Consider the following 14,565-nt stretch of genomic DNA (forward strand, 5'->3'; position numbering starts at 1 on the left):
GATCGGGAAGACGTAGCTGAAGTTGCCGAAGCCCTTCTTGAGGGCAAGCTCCCGTACGGCGGCGTACGAACCCGCGAAGCCGATGCCGGCGATGATCACGGCGCCGAACACGACCACGCCGATGAGAACGCGGTGCATCCGGGTCAGCTGTATTGGCGCGGCCACCCGCACTCCCCTCCCCTTGCGTGTTGTTGCGCGCAACAGGGTGGCACATGTGTGCGGCGAACGTGTTGCCGGTACGTCAGTCGCTGCCGGAAGCAGACCGCGAAGCCCTCGGCGAGGTCGCCTAAGCGGCGGACTTCGAAGGGGACTTGGAGGCGGACTTCGAGGCGGACTTGGACGCCGAGGCCGACGGCGACTTCTCGGTGCCCTTGGACGGGTCGGCCTCGGCCGCGCCGCTGCCGTTGGCCTCGGCCACCGCGGCCACCGCCTCCTTGGCGGCCTTCTGCGCCAGTTTGGTGAGGGTGTCCGCGCTCGGCGTCTTCTCACCGGCGAGACCGGCACCGTTGTAGTCGAGGGTGACGACGACGTTCTCGACCCGGGCCACGATCGTCTGCTGCTTGAACGCGCCCTCCTTCTTCTTCAGGTCGTACCGCACCAGCGTCGCCTCGTCGCCCGTCCCGGTGACCGGCTGCGACTTCACGTTCTTCGCGCCGTCCACCCCCTGGGCCTCCGAGACCTGCTTGGCGTAGTACTCCTGCGCCAGCTTGTCGCCCTCACCGCGGGTGACGTCCGACTCGAAGCGCAGCAGCGAGACGTTGAGCCAGCGGAACTGCGAACCGTCCACGCCGTTGTTGTCGAGGCTGCTCCAGGAGCAGCTGGCGCGCGTCGCGGTGTCGTCCGAAGCGCCCTCCTTGCCCGACTTGCCACTCTTCGGCACGAGATCACCCAGAGTGCCCTTCGACAGCACGTCACAGGAGTCCGGCAGCCTGTCGTACGCGGCGGCCTGCACCGTCGGTGACGGGCTCGCCGACGCGGAGGCGCTCGCCGCGGAGTCCTTGCCCGCCTCGTCCGAGCCGGAGTCGGAGGAGCAGCCCGCGACGATCAGCATCGCGGGGACGGCGGCCACGCCGACGAGGGCGCGGGAAAGGCGCCGGGGTCGCTGTTCGCTCGGGTCACGCTGGGCTGTTCGCTGCATGGTTCCTTCACTCATCAGACTCGTGGTTCCTGCCGTCGGATCGGGTCCGAGGGGCCACGGTACGCGGTGAGCAAGGCGGACGTTTCGCTTTCGCCGTCTTCGCGAAAGCACCCGAACAGCCCTCAGCCGGCCAGCGACTCGGCCAGCTCGGCGGCCAGTTTCCTTGCCCTGTCCTGCATTTCCTCGCTGTCCGGTACGGCGCCGACGACGGCCGGCTGCTCCTCGTACTGGACGGTCACGATGACGTTGGACGTGCGGAACGCCACAGTCACCGTGCGCTGTCGGGCCGTCGAACCGGCGCTGCTCAACAGGTCGTCGAGGAACGCCTCCTCCCCGAGGTCCTCCAGGACCCGGGGCTGGAGGTCGGTGGGGGTGGCGGACGGTGAGGCGGAGGCGGAGGCGCTGCCCGAGGGGGTCGAGGAGGGGGAGCCGCTCGGGGTGGCGCCGGGGCTCTCGGTGTCGACGGGCGCGGAGTCGGTGACCGTGGGCTCGGGGAGGTTGGCCGCCGTGCGCCGGCCGGCGAAGATCTCCTCGGCCTGGGCGTCGTCGCTGACGGAGTTGTCGTACGACACCACGCGTTCGAAGTCGACGAAGAGATGGTCGGTGGCCTGCGCCGACTCCACCTTCCAACGGCAGCCGACCTTGCGGTCGGTGTCGTAGGTGAGGGTCGCGGTGCCCTCGTAGGCGCGCTCGCGCTGTTCCTCGTCGGCGAGTTGCTGGATGCCGGGGAGCAGCAGGTCGAGGGTGTCCGGGTCGGCGGCGCCGCAGGGTTCGGGGAGGGTGCGGTAGCGGCCGGGCTCGGCCGCCACGGACGCCGTACCGGCATCGCCCGGGTTGGAGTTGTCGGTCTCGCCGCCCTCCGCGGAGGCGCCGGTGCAGCCGGCCAGCAGGGCCGCGAGGAGCGCGGCGGCGCCGGGTACGTACGCCTTCCGCTGCACGGTCGGCTCCTCTCGCTGCGGGTTAATCGTTTGCGGGGTGGGGGCGGCCCCTGGAGACAATGTGTATCGCACGCAATGCCGTGGACGCCGGTCCGTTGTCCCTTTCGTTGACCTTGGCGCCGGTTTTGCGATTTAAGACTTTCGCTGGTTGTCGGGGGAAAGAGGACGATATGTCGTACGTGGAAATGCCGGGCGCGAAGGTTCCGATCCGGATGTGGACGGATCCGGCGACGGTGGAGGACGTGGCCCTCCAGCAGCTGCGGAACGTGGCGACCCTGCCCTGGATCAAGGGCCTCGCGGTCATGCCGGACGTCCACTTCGGCAAGGGTGCGACGGTCGGCTCGGTCATCGCGATGCAGGGTGCGGTGTGCCCGGCGGCGGTCGGCGTGGACATCGGCTGCGGAATGTCCGCGGTGAAGACGTCCCTCACGGCCAACGACCTCCCGGGCGACCTGTCCCGCCTCCGCTCGAAGATCGAGCAGGCGATTCCGGTGGGGCGGGGGATGCACGACTCGCCCGTCGATCCGGGCGGCTTCCACGGCCTGGCCACCGCGGGGTGGGACGACTTCTGGGAGCGGTTCGACGGGGTCGCCGACGCCGTGAAGTTCCGTCAGGAGCGGGCCACCAAGCAGATGGGAACGCTTGGGTCGGGAAATCACTTCTGTGAAGTATGCGTGGATATGTCCGGTTCGGTGTGGCTCATGCTGCACTCCGGTTCCCGGAACATCGGCAAGGAGCTGGCCGAGTTCCACATCGGAGTGGCGCAGAAGCTGCCGCAGAACCAGGGCCTGATCGACCGGGACCTCGCCGTCTTCATCGCCGACACCCCGCAGATGGCGGCGTACGAACACGACCTGTACTGGGCCCAGCAGTACGCCAAGTACAACCGGACGCTGATGATGGCGCTCCTCAAGGACGTGATCCGCAAGGAGTTCAAGAAGGCGAAGGTGACCTTCGAGCCCGAGGTGAGCTGCCACCACAACTACGTGAGCCGCGAGCGCTACGAGGGCATGGACCTGCTCGTCACCCGCAAGGGCGCGATCAGCGCCCGCACTGGTGAGTACGGGATCATCCCCGGCTCGATGGGCACGGGTTCGTACATCGTGAAGGGGCTCGGCAACGAGAAGTCCTTCAACTCGGCCTCGCACGGCGCCGGTCGGCGGATGAGCCGCAACGCGGCCAAGCGCCGCTTCTCCACCAAGGACCTGGAGGAGCAGACCCGGGGCGTGGAGTGCCGCAAGGACTCCGGTGTCGTCGACGAGATCCCGGGCGCCTACAAGCCGATCGAGCAGGTCATCGACCAGCAGCGCGACCTGGTGGAGGTCGTCGCGAAGCTGAAGCAGGTCATCTGCGTGAAGGGGTGACCGGCAGAAGGGCCCCGGCTGTTGCCGGGGCCCTTCTTGTGTTTCAACCGGTGTGTTCCAGAAGGGTGTTGCGCAGGCTCTCCCGCAGCGCTTCTGCTTTCAGGCCCAGTTGGTCGGATACGTACGCGTCGATCGAGCCGTAGCGGGTTTTCATGGCGGCCAGGTAGAGGGTCATGACCTCGGTGGGGGCCTGGGCGTAGGCGGGCCAGGTGGGGGGCTGGTTGTTGTTGCGGGTGGTCCAGTCCGCCAGGAGGGCCTTCGTGGCTCTGTTGGTGCGGGCGAAGTCCTCGGTGATCGTGGGCTCCGGGACGTCCAGCAGGGTCAGGATCAGGGCTGCCAGCTGGCCCGTGCGGTCCTTGCCCGAGGCGCAGTGGAAGACCAGGGGGTCCTTCGACTCCGCGATCAGTTCCAGGGCCTGGCGGATCTCCGCGGTGCCGTCCTCGGCCACCTCCATGTACCGCTCCGCCAGGTACGGGCCCGCCGCGACGTCCGCGGTGAGTGCCGCCTGGTCGTAGGGGCGGTGCTCGATGCCGAGGTTGCGGTAGGTGAGGGAGGGGTGGTCCGGGACGCGGCCGCGGGCCTCGATCTCCCAGGGGTGGCGCAGGTCGATCACCGTTCGGACGCCCAGGGCGAGGAAGCGGGACCAGTCCTCGGTGCCCTCTCGGAGCTTGCCGAGGGAGTCGGCGCGGTACAGGCGGCCGGGGCGGACCCGGCGGCCGTCGACGGTCCGACAGCCGCCCAGGTCACGGAAGTTGTGCAGGGCGTCGAAGCGTATGCGTCCGGTCACGGTCCCGGTGGTACAGCGCGGGGCCGTCTCCGCCAACGGGGTTTGCCCGCGTGGCGGGGTCAGACCTCGCGGTGGACCTTCGTGTTCGACGCCTGGGCTCGGGGGCGGACCACCAGGAGGTCGATGTTGACGTGGCTGGGGCGGGTCACCGCCCAGGTGATCGTCTCGGCCACGTCGTCGGCGCTCAGGGGCTCCGCCACGCCCTGGTAGACCTTCGCGGCCTTCTCCGTGTCGCCGCCGAAGCGGGTGAGAGCGAACTCGTCCGTCTTCACCATGCCGGGCGCGACCTCGACGACCCGGACCGGCCTGCCGACGATCTCCAGCCGGAGCGTCTCGGCGAGGACGTGCGCCCCGTGCTTGGCGGCCACGTAGCCCGCGCCGCCCTCGTAGGTGCCGTGGCCGGCCGTCGAGGACACCACGACCACCGTTCCGTCGCCGCTCGCCTCCAGCTTCGGCAGCAGGGCCTGGGTGAGGTTGAGGGTGCCGATGACGTTGGTCTCGTACATCGTGCGCCAGTCGGCCGGGTCGCCGGTGGCCACCGGGTCGGCGCCCAGCGCGCCGCCGGCGTTGTTGACCAGGACCGCGATGGTCCGGAACGCCGTGGCGAACTCGTCGACCGCGGCCCGGTCGGTGACGTCCAGCTGGTACGCGACGGCCGAGTGCCCGGCCGCGTTGATCTCCTCGGCCAGCGCCTCGATGCGGTCCTTGCGGCGGGCCGTGAGGACGACCCGGTGGCCGGCCGCGGCCAGCTGCCGCGCGGTCGCGGCGCCGATTCCGCTGCTCGCACCGGTGACGACGGCGATGCGGGAGTCTGCGGAGGGTGCGGCGGGGGACATGGGGCTGCTCCTCGGGAGGGGGAGGGGTGAGGCTGTCCGGTCAGGATAGGTGGCTGGTCCGGTGGGGGGCGGGGTGGTGTGTTCGTCACCTGATGGACGGCGCCTGTCGGGCCTTTCGCGTGGGATACATCCGTACGACTGGATGACTAATTGCGGGTGTGTGCGAAGGAGTGGGCGGTATGTGGTGTGTGCGGGTGGTCGGGGCCGGGGTCGCGGCGGTGCTGGCGGTGACGGGTGCCGCCTCGGGGGCCGGTGCTGTCGCGGAGCCGGAGGCGGACCTCGCCTATCACGGGGTGGCGGAGCTGTCCCTGGGCCGGGTCGACCTGCGGCTCACCCCGCGCAATCACGGCCCGGCGGCGGTGGAGGACGCGACGGTACGGCTGCGCTGGTCGGAGCCGCTCGCCAACCGGCAGTGGCTGCCGGAGGGCTGCGCCCGGTCGGGTGCGCGGGCGGTGCTGTGCCGGGTGGGGGCGCTGGAGGCGGACGAGGTCGGCGAGGGGATCGAGGTGCGGGTCTGGCTGGAGGGGGCGCCCTCGGAGGTCCTGCTGGAGATCGACACGGTGTGGAGCGGCGGCGCGGTGGACCGCAACCGGGACAACGACCGGCAGCGGGTGCTGGTCCTCGACACCGGGGACACGTACTACTTCTGAGCCGCTCCGGAGGGGGTCCGGTCCTCGTCGTCGTAGCGTTCGCGCGCCGCGTGGACCTGGTCGATGTGGGTCTCGGCCCAGTCCTTCACGGCCGTCAGCAGCATCGCGAGGCTGTGGCCGAGGGGGGTCAGCTCGTAGTCGACGCGGACCGGCACGGACGGGGTGACCGTGCGGAAGAGGATGCCGTCGCGCTCCAGGGAGCGCAGGGTCTGGGTGAGCATCTTGGGGCTGACCCCGGCGATCCTGCGGCCGAGGTCGCTGTAGCGCATGGGGCCTGCGGCGAGCGCGGAGACCACCAGGCTGACCCACTTGTCGCTGATGCGGTCCAGGAGCTGGTTGGTGGGGCAGCCGCGCAGGAACGCGTCGTACTCGACGCGGGCCTCCTCGCGCCGCTGGGCCGCCGTCTTCGTCGCCATGGGCTCACCTCCGGGTGATGTACGCACCTCCAGGTAACTACTTACCAATGGATAGTAGCTCTTCCTAGGGTTGTTGATGCCGAGGAGATACCGAGGCGAGCAACTCCATTCGAGGAGCGGTCGGTTATGCGTGCAGTGGTGGTTTCGACGTTCGGCGGACCCGAGGCCGTGCGGGTCGTGGAGACCCGGGTGCCCGAGCCGGGGGCGGGGCAGATACGGATCAGGGTCGCGGCGGCGGCGCTGAACCCGGTGGACGCCGGGGTGCGCGAGGGCGTCTTCGGGGGCGGCTCGGGCGAGTGGCTCGGGCTGGGGTGGGACGTGGCGGGGACGGTGGACGCGGTCGGCGGCGACGGGGGTTCCGGCGGTTCCGGGTGGGCGGTCGGTGATGACGTCGTCGCGCTGGTCTACGGCACGGTGAAGCCGCTGGGCACGCACGCCGAGTACGTCGTGGTGGACGCGGGCGCGGTGGCCAAGGCGCCGGCCGGGGTGGACGCCGTACACGCGGCCACGGTGCCGCTGAACGCCCTGACCGCCGCGCAGGCGCTGGATCTGCTGGAGGTCGTGCCGGGGCGGTCGCTGCTGGTCACCGGGGCCGCGGGGGCGGTGGGCGGGTACGCCGTCCAGCTCGCCGCGCACCGCGGGATCGAGGTGACCGCGCTGGCCCGGGAGGCGGACGGGGAACTCCTGCGGTCGCTGGGCGCGGCGCGTCTCGCCGGGGCCGACGAGGGCGGCTTCGACGCGGTGCTCGACGCGGCGGTGCTCGGTGAGCCGGCGCTGGCCCGGGTGCGGGACGGGGGCGCGTACGCCGGGGTGATCCCGGGGGCGCATCCGGCGCCGGTGCGGGGGGTGCGTACGGCCGCGGTGGAGGTGAGCGCGGACGGGGAGCGCCTCGCCGAGCTGGTCGGGCTGGTGGAGAAGGGGGTGCTGACGCTCCGGGTGGCCGGTACGTACGCCCTGGAGGAGGCGGCGGAGGCGCACGCCAGGCTGGCCGGGGGCGGGGTGCGGGGGCGGTTGGTGCTGGTGCCCTGAGCCGGCGGCCGGGGGGTGGGGAATAGGGGGCGCGGGGTCGCCGTTCAGGGGTATAGTTGAACAATCAACAACCTGGAGGGTGAGCGACCATGCAGTTCGGAATCTTCAGCGTCGGCGACGTCACGCCGGACCCCACCACGGGTCGGACGCCGACCGAGCGTGAGCGCATCAAGGCCATGGTCGCCATCGCGCTGAAGGCCGAAGAGGTCGGCCTGGACGTCTTCGCGACCGGCGAGCACCACAACCGGCCGTTCGTGCCGTCGTCGCCGACGACGATGCTCGGCTACATCGCGGCGAAGACGGAGCGGCTGGTCCTCTCCACCTCCACCACCCTCATCACCACCAACGACCCGGTGAAGATCGCGGAGGACTTCGCGATGCTCCAGCACCTGGCCGACGGCCGGGTCGACCTGATGATGGGCCGCGGCAACACGGGCCCCGTGTACCCGTGGTTCGGGAAGGACATCAGGGAGGGCATCAACCTCGCCATCGAGAACTACGCCCTGGTCCACCGGCTGTGGCGGGAGGACGTGGTGAACTGGGAGGGCAAGTTCCGCACCCCCCTCCAGGGCTTCACCTCCACGCCCCGCCCGCTCGACGGCGTCGCGCCGTTCGTCTGGCACGGCTCCATCCGCTCCCCGGAGATCGCCGAGCAGGCGGCGTACTACGGCGACGGGTTCTTCCACAACAACATCTTCTGGCCGGCCGACCACACCAAGCGGATGGTCGAGCTCTACCGCAGCCGGTACGCCCACTACGGCCACGGCACCGCCGAGCAGGCGATCGTCGGGCTCGGCGGGCAGGTGTTCATGCGGAAGAACTCGCAGGACGCGGTGCGCGAGTTCCGCCCCTACTTCGACAACGCGCCGGTCTACGGCCACGGGCCCTCCCTGGAGGACTTCACCGAGCAGACCCCGCTGACCGTCGGCTCCCCGCAGCAGGTCATCGAGAAGACCCTGGCCTTCCGCGACTACGCCGGCGACTACCAGCGCCAGCTGTTCCTGATGGACCACGCCGGTCTGCCCCTGAAGACCGTGCTGGAGCAGCTCGACCTGCTCGGCGAGGAGGTCGTGCCGGTGCTGCGCGAGGAGTTCGCGAAGAACCGTCCGGCCGACGTGCCGGACGCCCCGACCCACGCATCCCTCAAGGCCGCGCAGGAGAAGTCCGCGCAGGAGGTGACCGTCCGATGAAGCTCGTCGTCGTCTCGGCGGGGCTGAGCGTCCCGTCCTCGACCCGGCTGCTCGGTGACCGGCTGGCCGCCGCGGTGCGGGGGCGGACCTCCGCCGAGGTGGAGGTCGTGGAGCTGCGCGACCTCGCCGTGGAGATCGCGCACAATTTCACCAACGGCTTCGCCGGGCGGAAGCTGGCCGCGGCCCAGGCGGCGGTCACCGGGGCCGACGGGCTGATCGTGGTCACGCCGGTGTTCTCGGCGTCGTACAGCGGACTGTTCAAGTCGTTCTTCGACGTGCTGGAGCAGGACGCGCTGGCGGGCAAGCCGGTGCTGCTCGCCGCGACCGGCGGTACCGCCCGCCACTCGCTGGTCCTGGAACACGCCCTGCGCCCCCTCTTCGCCTACCTGCACGCCGTGGCCGTCCCGACCGGCGTCTACGCGGCCTCGGAGGACTGGGGCGCGGAGGGTCTGGACGGGCGGATCGAGCGCGCGGCGGGGGAGCTGGCGGCGCTGATGACGGGGCTGCGGGCGGCGGTGCCGGCGCAGGAGCGGCTGGTGCCGTTCGAGGAGCAGCTCGCCGCGCTGCGGGCGTGACGGGGTTTGGTTCGGTGCGGGGGCGCGCGTTCTTGCGCGCCCCCGCGGCCGGGCCCGGTGTGCGCCTCCGCGGCCGGGCCCCCGTGGGAGGCTCCGTGCGCGCCTCCGGGACGGTGAGAGGCAGGTAAAAAGGCCCCGCGAGCAGCGGCCCGTCCCGCTGGACCGCCGTACGTGTTGGCAGACTGGCAGGGTGCCTCAGACCGTGCTCCTCGCCGAAGACGACCGCGCCATCCGGCATGCCCTGGAGCGTGCCCTGACCCTGGAGGGCTACCGGGTCACCGCCGTCGCCGACGGTGTGGAGGCGCTGGCGCAGGCCCACACCTCGCCGCCGGACGTGCTCGTCCTGGACGTGATGATGCCCGGCATCGACGGCCTCCAGGTCTGCCGCGTCCTGCGCGCCGAGGGCGACCGCACCCCGATCCTGATGCTGACGGCGCTCGTGGAGACCCAGGACCGCATCGCGGGCCTGGACGCGGGCGCCGACGACTACGTGGTCAAGCCCTTCGACGTCGAGGAGGTCTTCGCCCGCCTGCGCGCCCTGCTGCGCCGCACCGGCCAGGGCGAGAACGGCGCGGCCGACCCCCCTCGGCAGCCGGCCCCCGAACAGCCCACGGCGCCGGCCCCCGACCGGTGGCTGGAGGCGGCCGGGCTGCGGATGGACCCCCAGGCCCGCCGGGTCTGGCGCGGCACCCGCGAACTGGAGCTGACCCGCACCGAGTTCGAGCTGCTGGAGCTGCTGGTGCGCAACGCCGGGATCGTCCTCGACCACGCCACCATCTACGACCGCATCTGGGGCTACGACTTCGGCCCCGGCTCCAAGAACCTCGCCGTCTACGTCGGCTATCTGCGCCGCAAGCTCGACGAGCCCGGCGCCCCGCCGCTGATCCACACGGTGCGCGGTGTGGGTTACGTGCTCCGGGAGGACTGAGTGGGCCGCGTCCGGCGGCTGCTGCGGGACCGGCGTCCCCGGCTGGCCTCGCTGCGCACCACCTTCGCGGTGTCCTTCGCCACCGTCACCGCCGCCGTCACCGTGCTCGTCGGCATCCTGTCCTACAGCGCCGCCGCGCGACTGGTGCGGGTGGACCAGCAGTCCGTCTTCGACGAGGTCGTCCAGGACGTCCGCAACGAGGTCTCCGCCCGGCGGATGGACCCGGAGGACTTCTCCTCCACCGCGCCCGGCCACGACCTGGTCCGGCCCGCGCGCACCGATGTGCAGGTGCTCGGCCCGGACGGCTCCGTCTACGACCCCGGCCGGCCGGGGCTGCCGGTCACCGACGCCGACCGGCGGATCGCCGCGGAGCGGCCCTCGGGCAGCTGGGTGGTCCACGCCGACGTCGACGTCGGCAGCGACGTGTACCGGATCGCCACCGTCTCGCTCGGCGACGGGCGCGGCGCGGTGCAGATCGCCCAGGAGTTCAGCGACACCGAGGACCTGCTGCGCGCGCTCCAGCAGCGGACGCTGATACTGATGTCCGCCGTGGTGATCGGGGCCGGGCTCTTCGGCTGGTGGCTGGCCCGCCGGATCACCCGCAGGCTGATCGTCCTCACCTCCGCCGCCGAGGACGTCGCCCGCACCCGCAGGCTCGGCATCCAGGTCCCGGTGGCCGGTTACGACGAGGTGGGGCGGCTCGGGCGGGCCTTCGACCGGATGCTGGGGCGGCTCGCGCAGTCCGAGGAGGACCAGCGGCGGCTGGTGCAGGACGCCGGGCACGAGCTGCGCACCCCGCTGACCTCGCTGCGTACGAACATCTCGCTGCTGCGCCGGATCGACGAGTTCCCGCCCGGTACGCGCGACGAGCTGGTCGCCGACCTCGCCCAGGAGGCGCTGGAACTGACCGACCTGGTCAATGAGCTGGTCGATCTGGCGGCGGGCCAGTCCGACTCGGAGCCGCCGCAGCGGGTCGACCTCGCCGACATCGCGGAGGACGTGGCGGGGCTGGCCCGGCGGCGCACCGGGCGGCGGATCGAGGTACGGGCCGGCGGGGACACCACGGCCGACGTGCGGCCCGGGATGGTCCAGCGGGCGATGTCCAACCTCGTGGAGAACGCGGCCAAGTTCGACCGGGGCGGCACCGCACCCATCGAGATCAACGTGGCCGGCCCCGCCGTGCACGGCACCGTGCGGGTCGAGGTCCTGGACCGGGGGCCGGGGATCACGGACGACGACCTGACCCATGTCTTCGACCGCTTCTACCGCGCCACGGACGCCCGTTCCCTGCCCGGCTCCGGGCTCGGCCTGTCGATCGTGCGGGAGGTCGCCCTGGCCCACGGCGGCGCGACCTTCGCCGCCCACCGGCCCGGGGGCGGCTCGGTCATCGGCTTCACGGTGGGCACGGGCTTCGAGGCGGACCCCGGTACGGAGGACTGAGGGGCCGCCCGACCGGGCCCTACGCCCAGGCCGGCGCCCTCCCGCCCCGCCCCCAGGCCGGCGCCCTCCCGCCCCGCCCCCAGCCCCGCGCTCTCCCGCCCCGCCCCAGCCCCGCGCCCTCCCGCCCCGCTCCCGTCGGCCGTTACGCTCCGGATCATGTTGAGCCGTGAAGAGGGTGCCGCGCTCGCCGCTGTCGACGAAGGTGACGCGGTCCGCACGCTGCTGGAGCTGATGGCCGTCCCCAGCGTCACCGGCAGTGCGGCCGAGTCCGAGTTGCAGCACCTCCTCGCCCGCAGGCTCGAACTGCTCGGCCTGGACGTGGATCTGTGGTCCATGGACCTGGCCGGACTGCGCGCCGACCCGGACTTCCCCGGCTCGGAGGCCCCGCGCGAGGAGGCCTGGGGGCTGGTCGGCACCACGGGCGGCGAGGACGGGCCGACGCTCGTCCTCCAGGGCCACGTCGACGTCGTACCGCCCGGGGACCCCGCCACCTGGGAGGGCGATCCGTTCGTGCCCCGGGTCACCGGGGACCTCGTGCACGGGCGCGGCGCCTGCGACATGAAGGCGGGGCTGACCGCGCACCTCGCCGCGCTGGCCGCGATCCGGGCGGCCGGGATCCGGCTGCGCGGAAAGGTCGCCGTGCACTTCGTGGTGGGGGAGGAGGACGGCGGTCTCGGCGCCTTCGGCACCCTGCGCCGGGGACACCGCGGGGACGCCTGTGTCATCACCGAGCCCACCGGCGGAAGTGTGATCACCGCCAACGCCGGCGCGCTGACCTTCCGGCTCGCGGTGCCCGGCAGGTCCGCGCACGGCAGTTCGCGCGAGCAGGGCGTGAGCGCGATCGACGCGTATCTGCCGCTGCACCGGGCGCTGGCCCGGCTGGAGGAGGAGCGCAACCGGGACCCGGCGCCGCTGATGGCCGAGTACCCGATCCCGTACGGGCTGTCGGTGGGCACCCTGCGGGCCGGTGACTGGGCGAGCAGCGTGCCCGACCTGCTGGTCGCCGAGGGGCGGCTCGGGGTGCGGCTGGGCGAGGAACCGGCCCTGGCGCGGGCGGAGTTCGAGCGGTGCGTGGCCGAGGCGTGCGCCGCGGACCCGTGGCTGCGGGACCACCCGGCGACGGTGACCTGGCCGGGCGGGCAGTTCGCGAGCGGGGCGCTGCCGGACGGGCATCCCCTCGCCGCGCTGGTGCGGGCCGCGCGGGACGACGCGGTGGGCGACGGCCGGCCCCGGGTGCGGGGTGCGACGTACGGCAGCGATCTGCGGCTCTACGCCGGTGCCGGGATTCCCACGCTCCAGTACGGGCCCGGGGACATCCAGGTCGCGCACAGCGCCCGGGAGCAGGTGTCGGTGCGCGAAGTCGTGGACGCCGCGCGGACGTTGGTGCCGGTCGTTCTCAGGAGCGTGGGGACTCGGTGAGCACCGGCGCCCGGAGGCAGGTCGGGCGCCGGTGCGGTCGGGTTACGGCGTGACCACCGAGCCGTCGAACGTCACCACCAGGCGTCCGTCGGAGGCGAGGGACCAGCCGAGGGCGCCGTCGTAGGAGGAGCAGCGGGAGCCGTTGGAGCCGGACCAGAACTGGTTGGTGCTGTCGGTGTTGCCGACGATCCGGTCGTTGGTGCCGCTGCCGCTCCGGCAGGAGGTGTTGTTGCGGAACACCGAACTGCCCGCGTCGAAGTTGAAGTTGCGCTCGGTGTTGTCGACGCTGACGTTGTTGGAGATCGTCATCGAGCCCGGGTTGCTGTTGTAGGTGAACCCGTGCTTGCCGTTGTCGACGGCGAAGCTGCGCCGGACGATGTGGTTGACGGGCACGTCCTCGCCGCCGAGCTTGTAGCCGTTGCGGTCGCCGTTGCCGGCCTGGGAGCCGTTGCTGAGGGTGCCGTTCCCGTAGGAGAGCGAGTCCTCGATGGTGACCGGGCCGATGGGGTCCTCGTCGGCGTAGGTGTAGAGGTCCCAGCCGTCGTCGATGTTGTTGTGGGCGACGGCGTAGCGGAAGACGTTGCCGGTGCCGGTGGTGAGCTTCGCGGCGAAGCCGTCGGCGTCCTCGCCGTCGGAGTCGGCGTTGTCGTGCGACTCGGCGCTGAGGATCAGGTTGTTCGACGGCCACTGCGCGGTCGGCGTGGTGGAGGTCATCCTGCCGAGCTGGAGTCCGGTGTCCCGGTTGAAGCGGGTGATGGTGCGCTCGACGACGTTGTTGCTGCCGCCGACGAAGATGCCGTTGTCCCCGGCGCGTTCGACGATCAGCCCCTTGATGTGCCAGTACGAGGCGTTCAGTTGCAGCCCTCGGTTGGACGAACTCTCGCTCTGGGCGGAGAAGTTCAGCACCGGTGTCTCGCCCGGGTAGGCGGTCAGGGTGGTGCGGGCGGAGGAGGTGCCGTTGTTCCCGGCCGGGATCGTGACCGTGGACGCCTGGTTGTACGTGCCGCCGCGCACGTAGATCGTGCCGCCGGCGGTGATCCGGCTGATCGCCGAGGTCAGGGTGGTGGGCGCCGACTGGGTGCCGGCCGCGCTGTCGCTGCCGTTGGGGGCCACGTAGAGGGTGCTGCCGGTGGGCGGGGTGGTGTCGCCGGTCACCGCCTCGACGTAGTCGACGTTGGGCAGGCCGTTCGAGGTGGTGGGGTTGAGGCGGACGGTGTTGCTGCCCGCGTTCAGGTTGACCGTCAGGGTCTGGGTGGTCCAGGTCGACCAGGCGCCGGTGCCGGCGAAGGTCGGGGTCTGCACGGTGGTGCCGTTGACGAGGACGTTCGCCGGGCGGGCGGTCGTGGTGCCGTTGGCGTAGCGGATGGTCAGCGTGGCGGTGCCCGCCGTCGCCGTGTTGACGGTGAACTGGGCGTATCCGCTGGTGGAGTTGGTGCCGTTGCAGAATCCGCTGCCGGAGTAGCCGGTCCAGTCGGAGTCGATCGTCCCGGTGCAGACCGACGGTGAGGTCTCGGCCTCGTAGCGGGTGGTCGCGGCCTGTGCGGCCGGGTTGCCGGCCAGCGCGACGAGCGCGCCGGCGAGCAGGCCGGCGCACGCGAGAGCGGGTCTCAGGTGCATCGTGGTGCCTCCAGGAGAAACGGACGCGGGTGCCGACCCCTTGGGGGTAAGCGCTTTCTCCCGAGAAGCTTGGGAGTGGTGTCGTGCGCGCGTCAATATCTGCGTACGTGATTCTTGTTCAAGGGAGTGAACGTAGGGGTGTGGGTCGCGGTGTGTGCGCGGGGTGCCCCGGGTGTCATCGGGTGGTGGTTTCGCGGTGGCCTCGACGGCTGCTCGCGAGCCCCTCGGGCGACCGGGC

General features: G+C 71.7%; 15 protein-coding genes. 8 read left to right on the forward strand and 7 right to left on the reverse strand.

Annotation, left to right across the window (positions count from 1 at the left end; translation table 11 throughout):
• The 3 genes from ABT296_RS30845 to ABT296_RS30855 form a co-directional block, all read right to left on the reverse strand.
• The coding region (locus ABT296_RS30845; protein WP_351932171.1) for a DUF2637 domain-containing protein at nt 1-165 on the reverse strand (165 nt) is incomplete at its 3' end.
• A 121-nt stretch (nt 166-286) separates the two neighbouring features.
• Nucleotides 287-1,153: a DUF3558 family protein gene (locus ABT296_RS30850; RefSeq protein ID WP_351932033.1), complete on the reverse strand. Its 867-nt coding sequence runs from the start codon at nt 1,151-1,153 to the stop codon at nt 287-289.
• 107 nt (nt 1,154-1,260) lie between these two features.
• On the reverse strand, nt 1,261-2,076 hold the full coding sequence (locus ABT296_RS30855; RefSeq protein WP_351932035.1) for a DUF3558 domain-containing protein: 816 nt from the start codon (nt 2,074-2,076) through the stop codon (nt 1,261-1,263).
• A gap of 170 nt (nt 2,077-2,246) precedes the next feature.
• On the opposite strand from ABT296_RS30855, the gene ABT296_RS30860 reads away from it, so the two are divergent.
• Entirely contained in the window at nt 2,247-3,440 is a 1,194-nt protein-coding gene (locus ABT296_RS30860; RefSeq protein ID WP_351932037.1) for an RtcB family protein, read from the forward strand.
• A gap of 43 nt (nt 3,441-3,483) precedes the next feature.
• Here ABT296_RS30860 and ABT296_RS30865 read toward each other — a convergent pair whose 3' ends face one another.
• A complete protein-coding gene (locus ABT296_RS30865) occupies nt 3,484-4,227 on the reverse strand; it encodes a tyrosine-protein phosphatase (RefSeq protein WP_351932039.1) in 744 nt (247 codons plus the stop codon).
• Nucleotides 4,228-4,286: 59 nt separating this feature from the next.
• Entirely contained in the window at nt 4,287-5,063 is a 777-nt protein-coding gene (locus ABT296_RS30870) for an SDR family NAD(P)-dependent oxidoreductase (protein ID WP_351932041.1), read from the reverse strand.
• A 179-nt stretch (nt 5,064-5,242) separates the two neighbouring features.
• On the opposite strand from ABT296_RS30870, the gene ABT296_RS30875 reads away from it, so the two are divergent.
• Entirely contained in the window at nt 5,243-5,713 is a 471-nt protein-coding gene (locus tag ABT296_RS30875; protein WP_351932043.1) for a hypothetical protein, read from the forward strand.
• Here the strand turns inward: ABT296_RS30875 and ABT296_RS30880 are convergent.
• A complete protein-coding gene (locus ABT296_RS30880) occupies nt 5,704-6,129 on the reverse strand; it encodes a winged helix-turn-helix transcriptional regulator (protein WP_351932045.1) in 426 nt (141 codons plus the stop codon). The two genes, ABT296_RS30875 and ABT296_RS30880, sit on opposite strands and share 10 nt — an antisense overlap.
• A gap of 126 nt (nt 6,130-6,255) precedes the next feature.
• On the opposite strand from ABT296_RS30880, the gene ABT296_RS30885 reads away from it, so the two are divergent.
• From ABT296_RS30885 to ABT296_RS30910, 6 genes are all read left to right on the forward strand, one after another.
• Nucleotides 6,256-7,158 (forward strand): NADP-dependent oxidoreductase, encoded by a 903-nt coding sequence (locus ABT296_RS30885; protein ID WP_351932047.1) that lies wholly within the window; start codon nt 6,256-6,258, stop codon nt 7,156-7,158.
• 89 nt (nt 7,159-7,247) lie between these two features.
• Nucleotides 7,248-8,348, forward strand: a complete 1,101-nt coding sequence (locus ABT296_RS30890) for an LLM class flavin-dependent oxidoreductase (protein ID WP_351932048.1) — start codon at nt 7,248-7,250, stop codon at nt 8,346-8,348.
• A complete protein-coding gene (locus tag ABT296_RS30895; RefSeq protein WP_351932052.1) occupies nt 8,345-8,923 on the forward strand; it encodes an FMN reductase in 579 nt (192 codons plus the stop codon). Before ABT296_RS30890 ends, ABT296_RS30895 begins: the two co-directional genes overlap by 4 nt.
• Nucleotides 8,924-9,113: 190 nt before the next feature.
• On the forward strand, nt 9,114-9,851 hold the full coding sequence (locus ABT296_RS30900) for a response regulator transcription factor (protein ID WP_351932054.1): 738 nt from the start codon (nt 9,114-9,116) through the stop codon (nt 9,849-9,851).
• Nucleotides 9,852-11,291, forward strand: coding sequence for a HAMP domain-containing sensor histidine kinase (locus tag ABT296_RS30905; RefSeq protein ID WP_351932055.1), 1,440 nt, complete (start codon nt 9,852-9,854; stop codon nt 11,289-11,291). It abuts the gene before it with no gap.
• A gap of 156 nt (nt 11,292-11,447) precedes the next feature.
• On the forward strand, nt 11,448-12,710 hold the full coding sequence (locus ABT296_RS30910; protein ID WP_351932057.1) for an ArgE/DapE family deacylase: 1,263 nt from the start codon (nt 11,448-11,450) through the stop codon (nt 12,708-12,710).
• Between the two features lie 42 nt (nt 12,711-12,752).
• On the opposite strand, the gene ABT296_RS30915 is transcribed toward ABT296_RS30910, so the two are convergent.
• Nucleotides 12,753-14,327: a right-handed parallel beta-helix repeat-containing protein gene (locus ABT296_RS30915; protein ID WP_351932059.1), complete on the reverse strand. Its 1,575-nt coding sequence runs from the start codon at nt 14,325-14,327 to the stop codon at nt 12,753-12,755.
• Between the last annotated feature and the right edge of the window lie 238 nt (nt 14,328-14,565).

The organism is Streptomyces sp. NPDC000983, assembly GCF_040299205.1.
GTDB lineage: Bacteria > Actinomycetota > Actinomycetes > Streptomycetales > Streptomycetaceae > Streptomyces.

Coding starts and splice junctions, on each gene's coding strand:
- ABT296_RS30850 (WP_351932033.1), bottom strand. CDS start 1,153: ATGAGTGAAGGAACCATGCAGCGAACAGCCCAGCGTGACCCGAGCGAA.
- ABT296_RS30860 (WP_351932037.1), top strand. CDS start 2,247: ATGTCGTACGTGGAAATGCCGGGCGCGAAGGTTCCGATCCGGATGTGG.
- ABT296_RS30870 (WP_351932041.1), bottom strand. CDS start 5,063: ATGTCCCCCGCCGCACCCTCCGCAGACTCCCGCATCGCCGTCGTCACC.
- ABT296_RS30875 (WP_351932043.1), top strand. CDS start 5,243: ATGTGGTGTGTGCGGGTGGTCGGGGCCGGGGTCGCGGCGGTGCTGGCG.
- ABT296_RS30880 (WP_351932045.1), bottom strand. CDS start 6,129: ATGGCGACGAAGACGGCGGCCCAGCGGCGCGAGGAGGCCCGCGTCGAG.
- ABT296_RS30885 (WP_351932047.1), top strand. CDS start 6,256: ATGCGTGCAGTGGTGGTTTCGACGTTCGGCGGACCCGAGGCCGTGCGG.
- ABT296_RS30890 (WP_351932048.1), top strand. CDS start 7,248: ATGCAGTTCGGAATCTTCAGCGTCGGCGACGTCACGCCGGACCCCACC.
- ABT296_RS30895 (WP_351932052.1), top strand. CDS start 8,345: ATGAAGCTCGTCGTCGTCTCGGCGGGGCTGAGCGTCCCGTCCTCGACC.
- ABT296_RS30910 (WP_351932057.1), top strand. CDS start 11,448: ATGTTGAGCCGTGAAGAGGGTGCCGCGCTCGCCGCTGTCGACGAAGGT.
- ABT296_RS30915 (WP_351932059.1), bottom strand. CDS start 14,327: ATGCACCTGAGACCCGCTCTCGCGTGCGCCGGCCTGCTCGCCGGCGCG.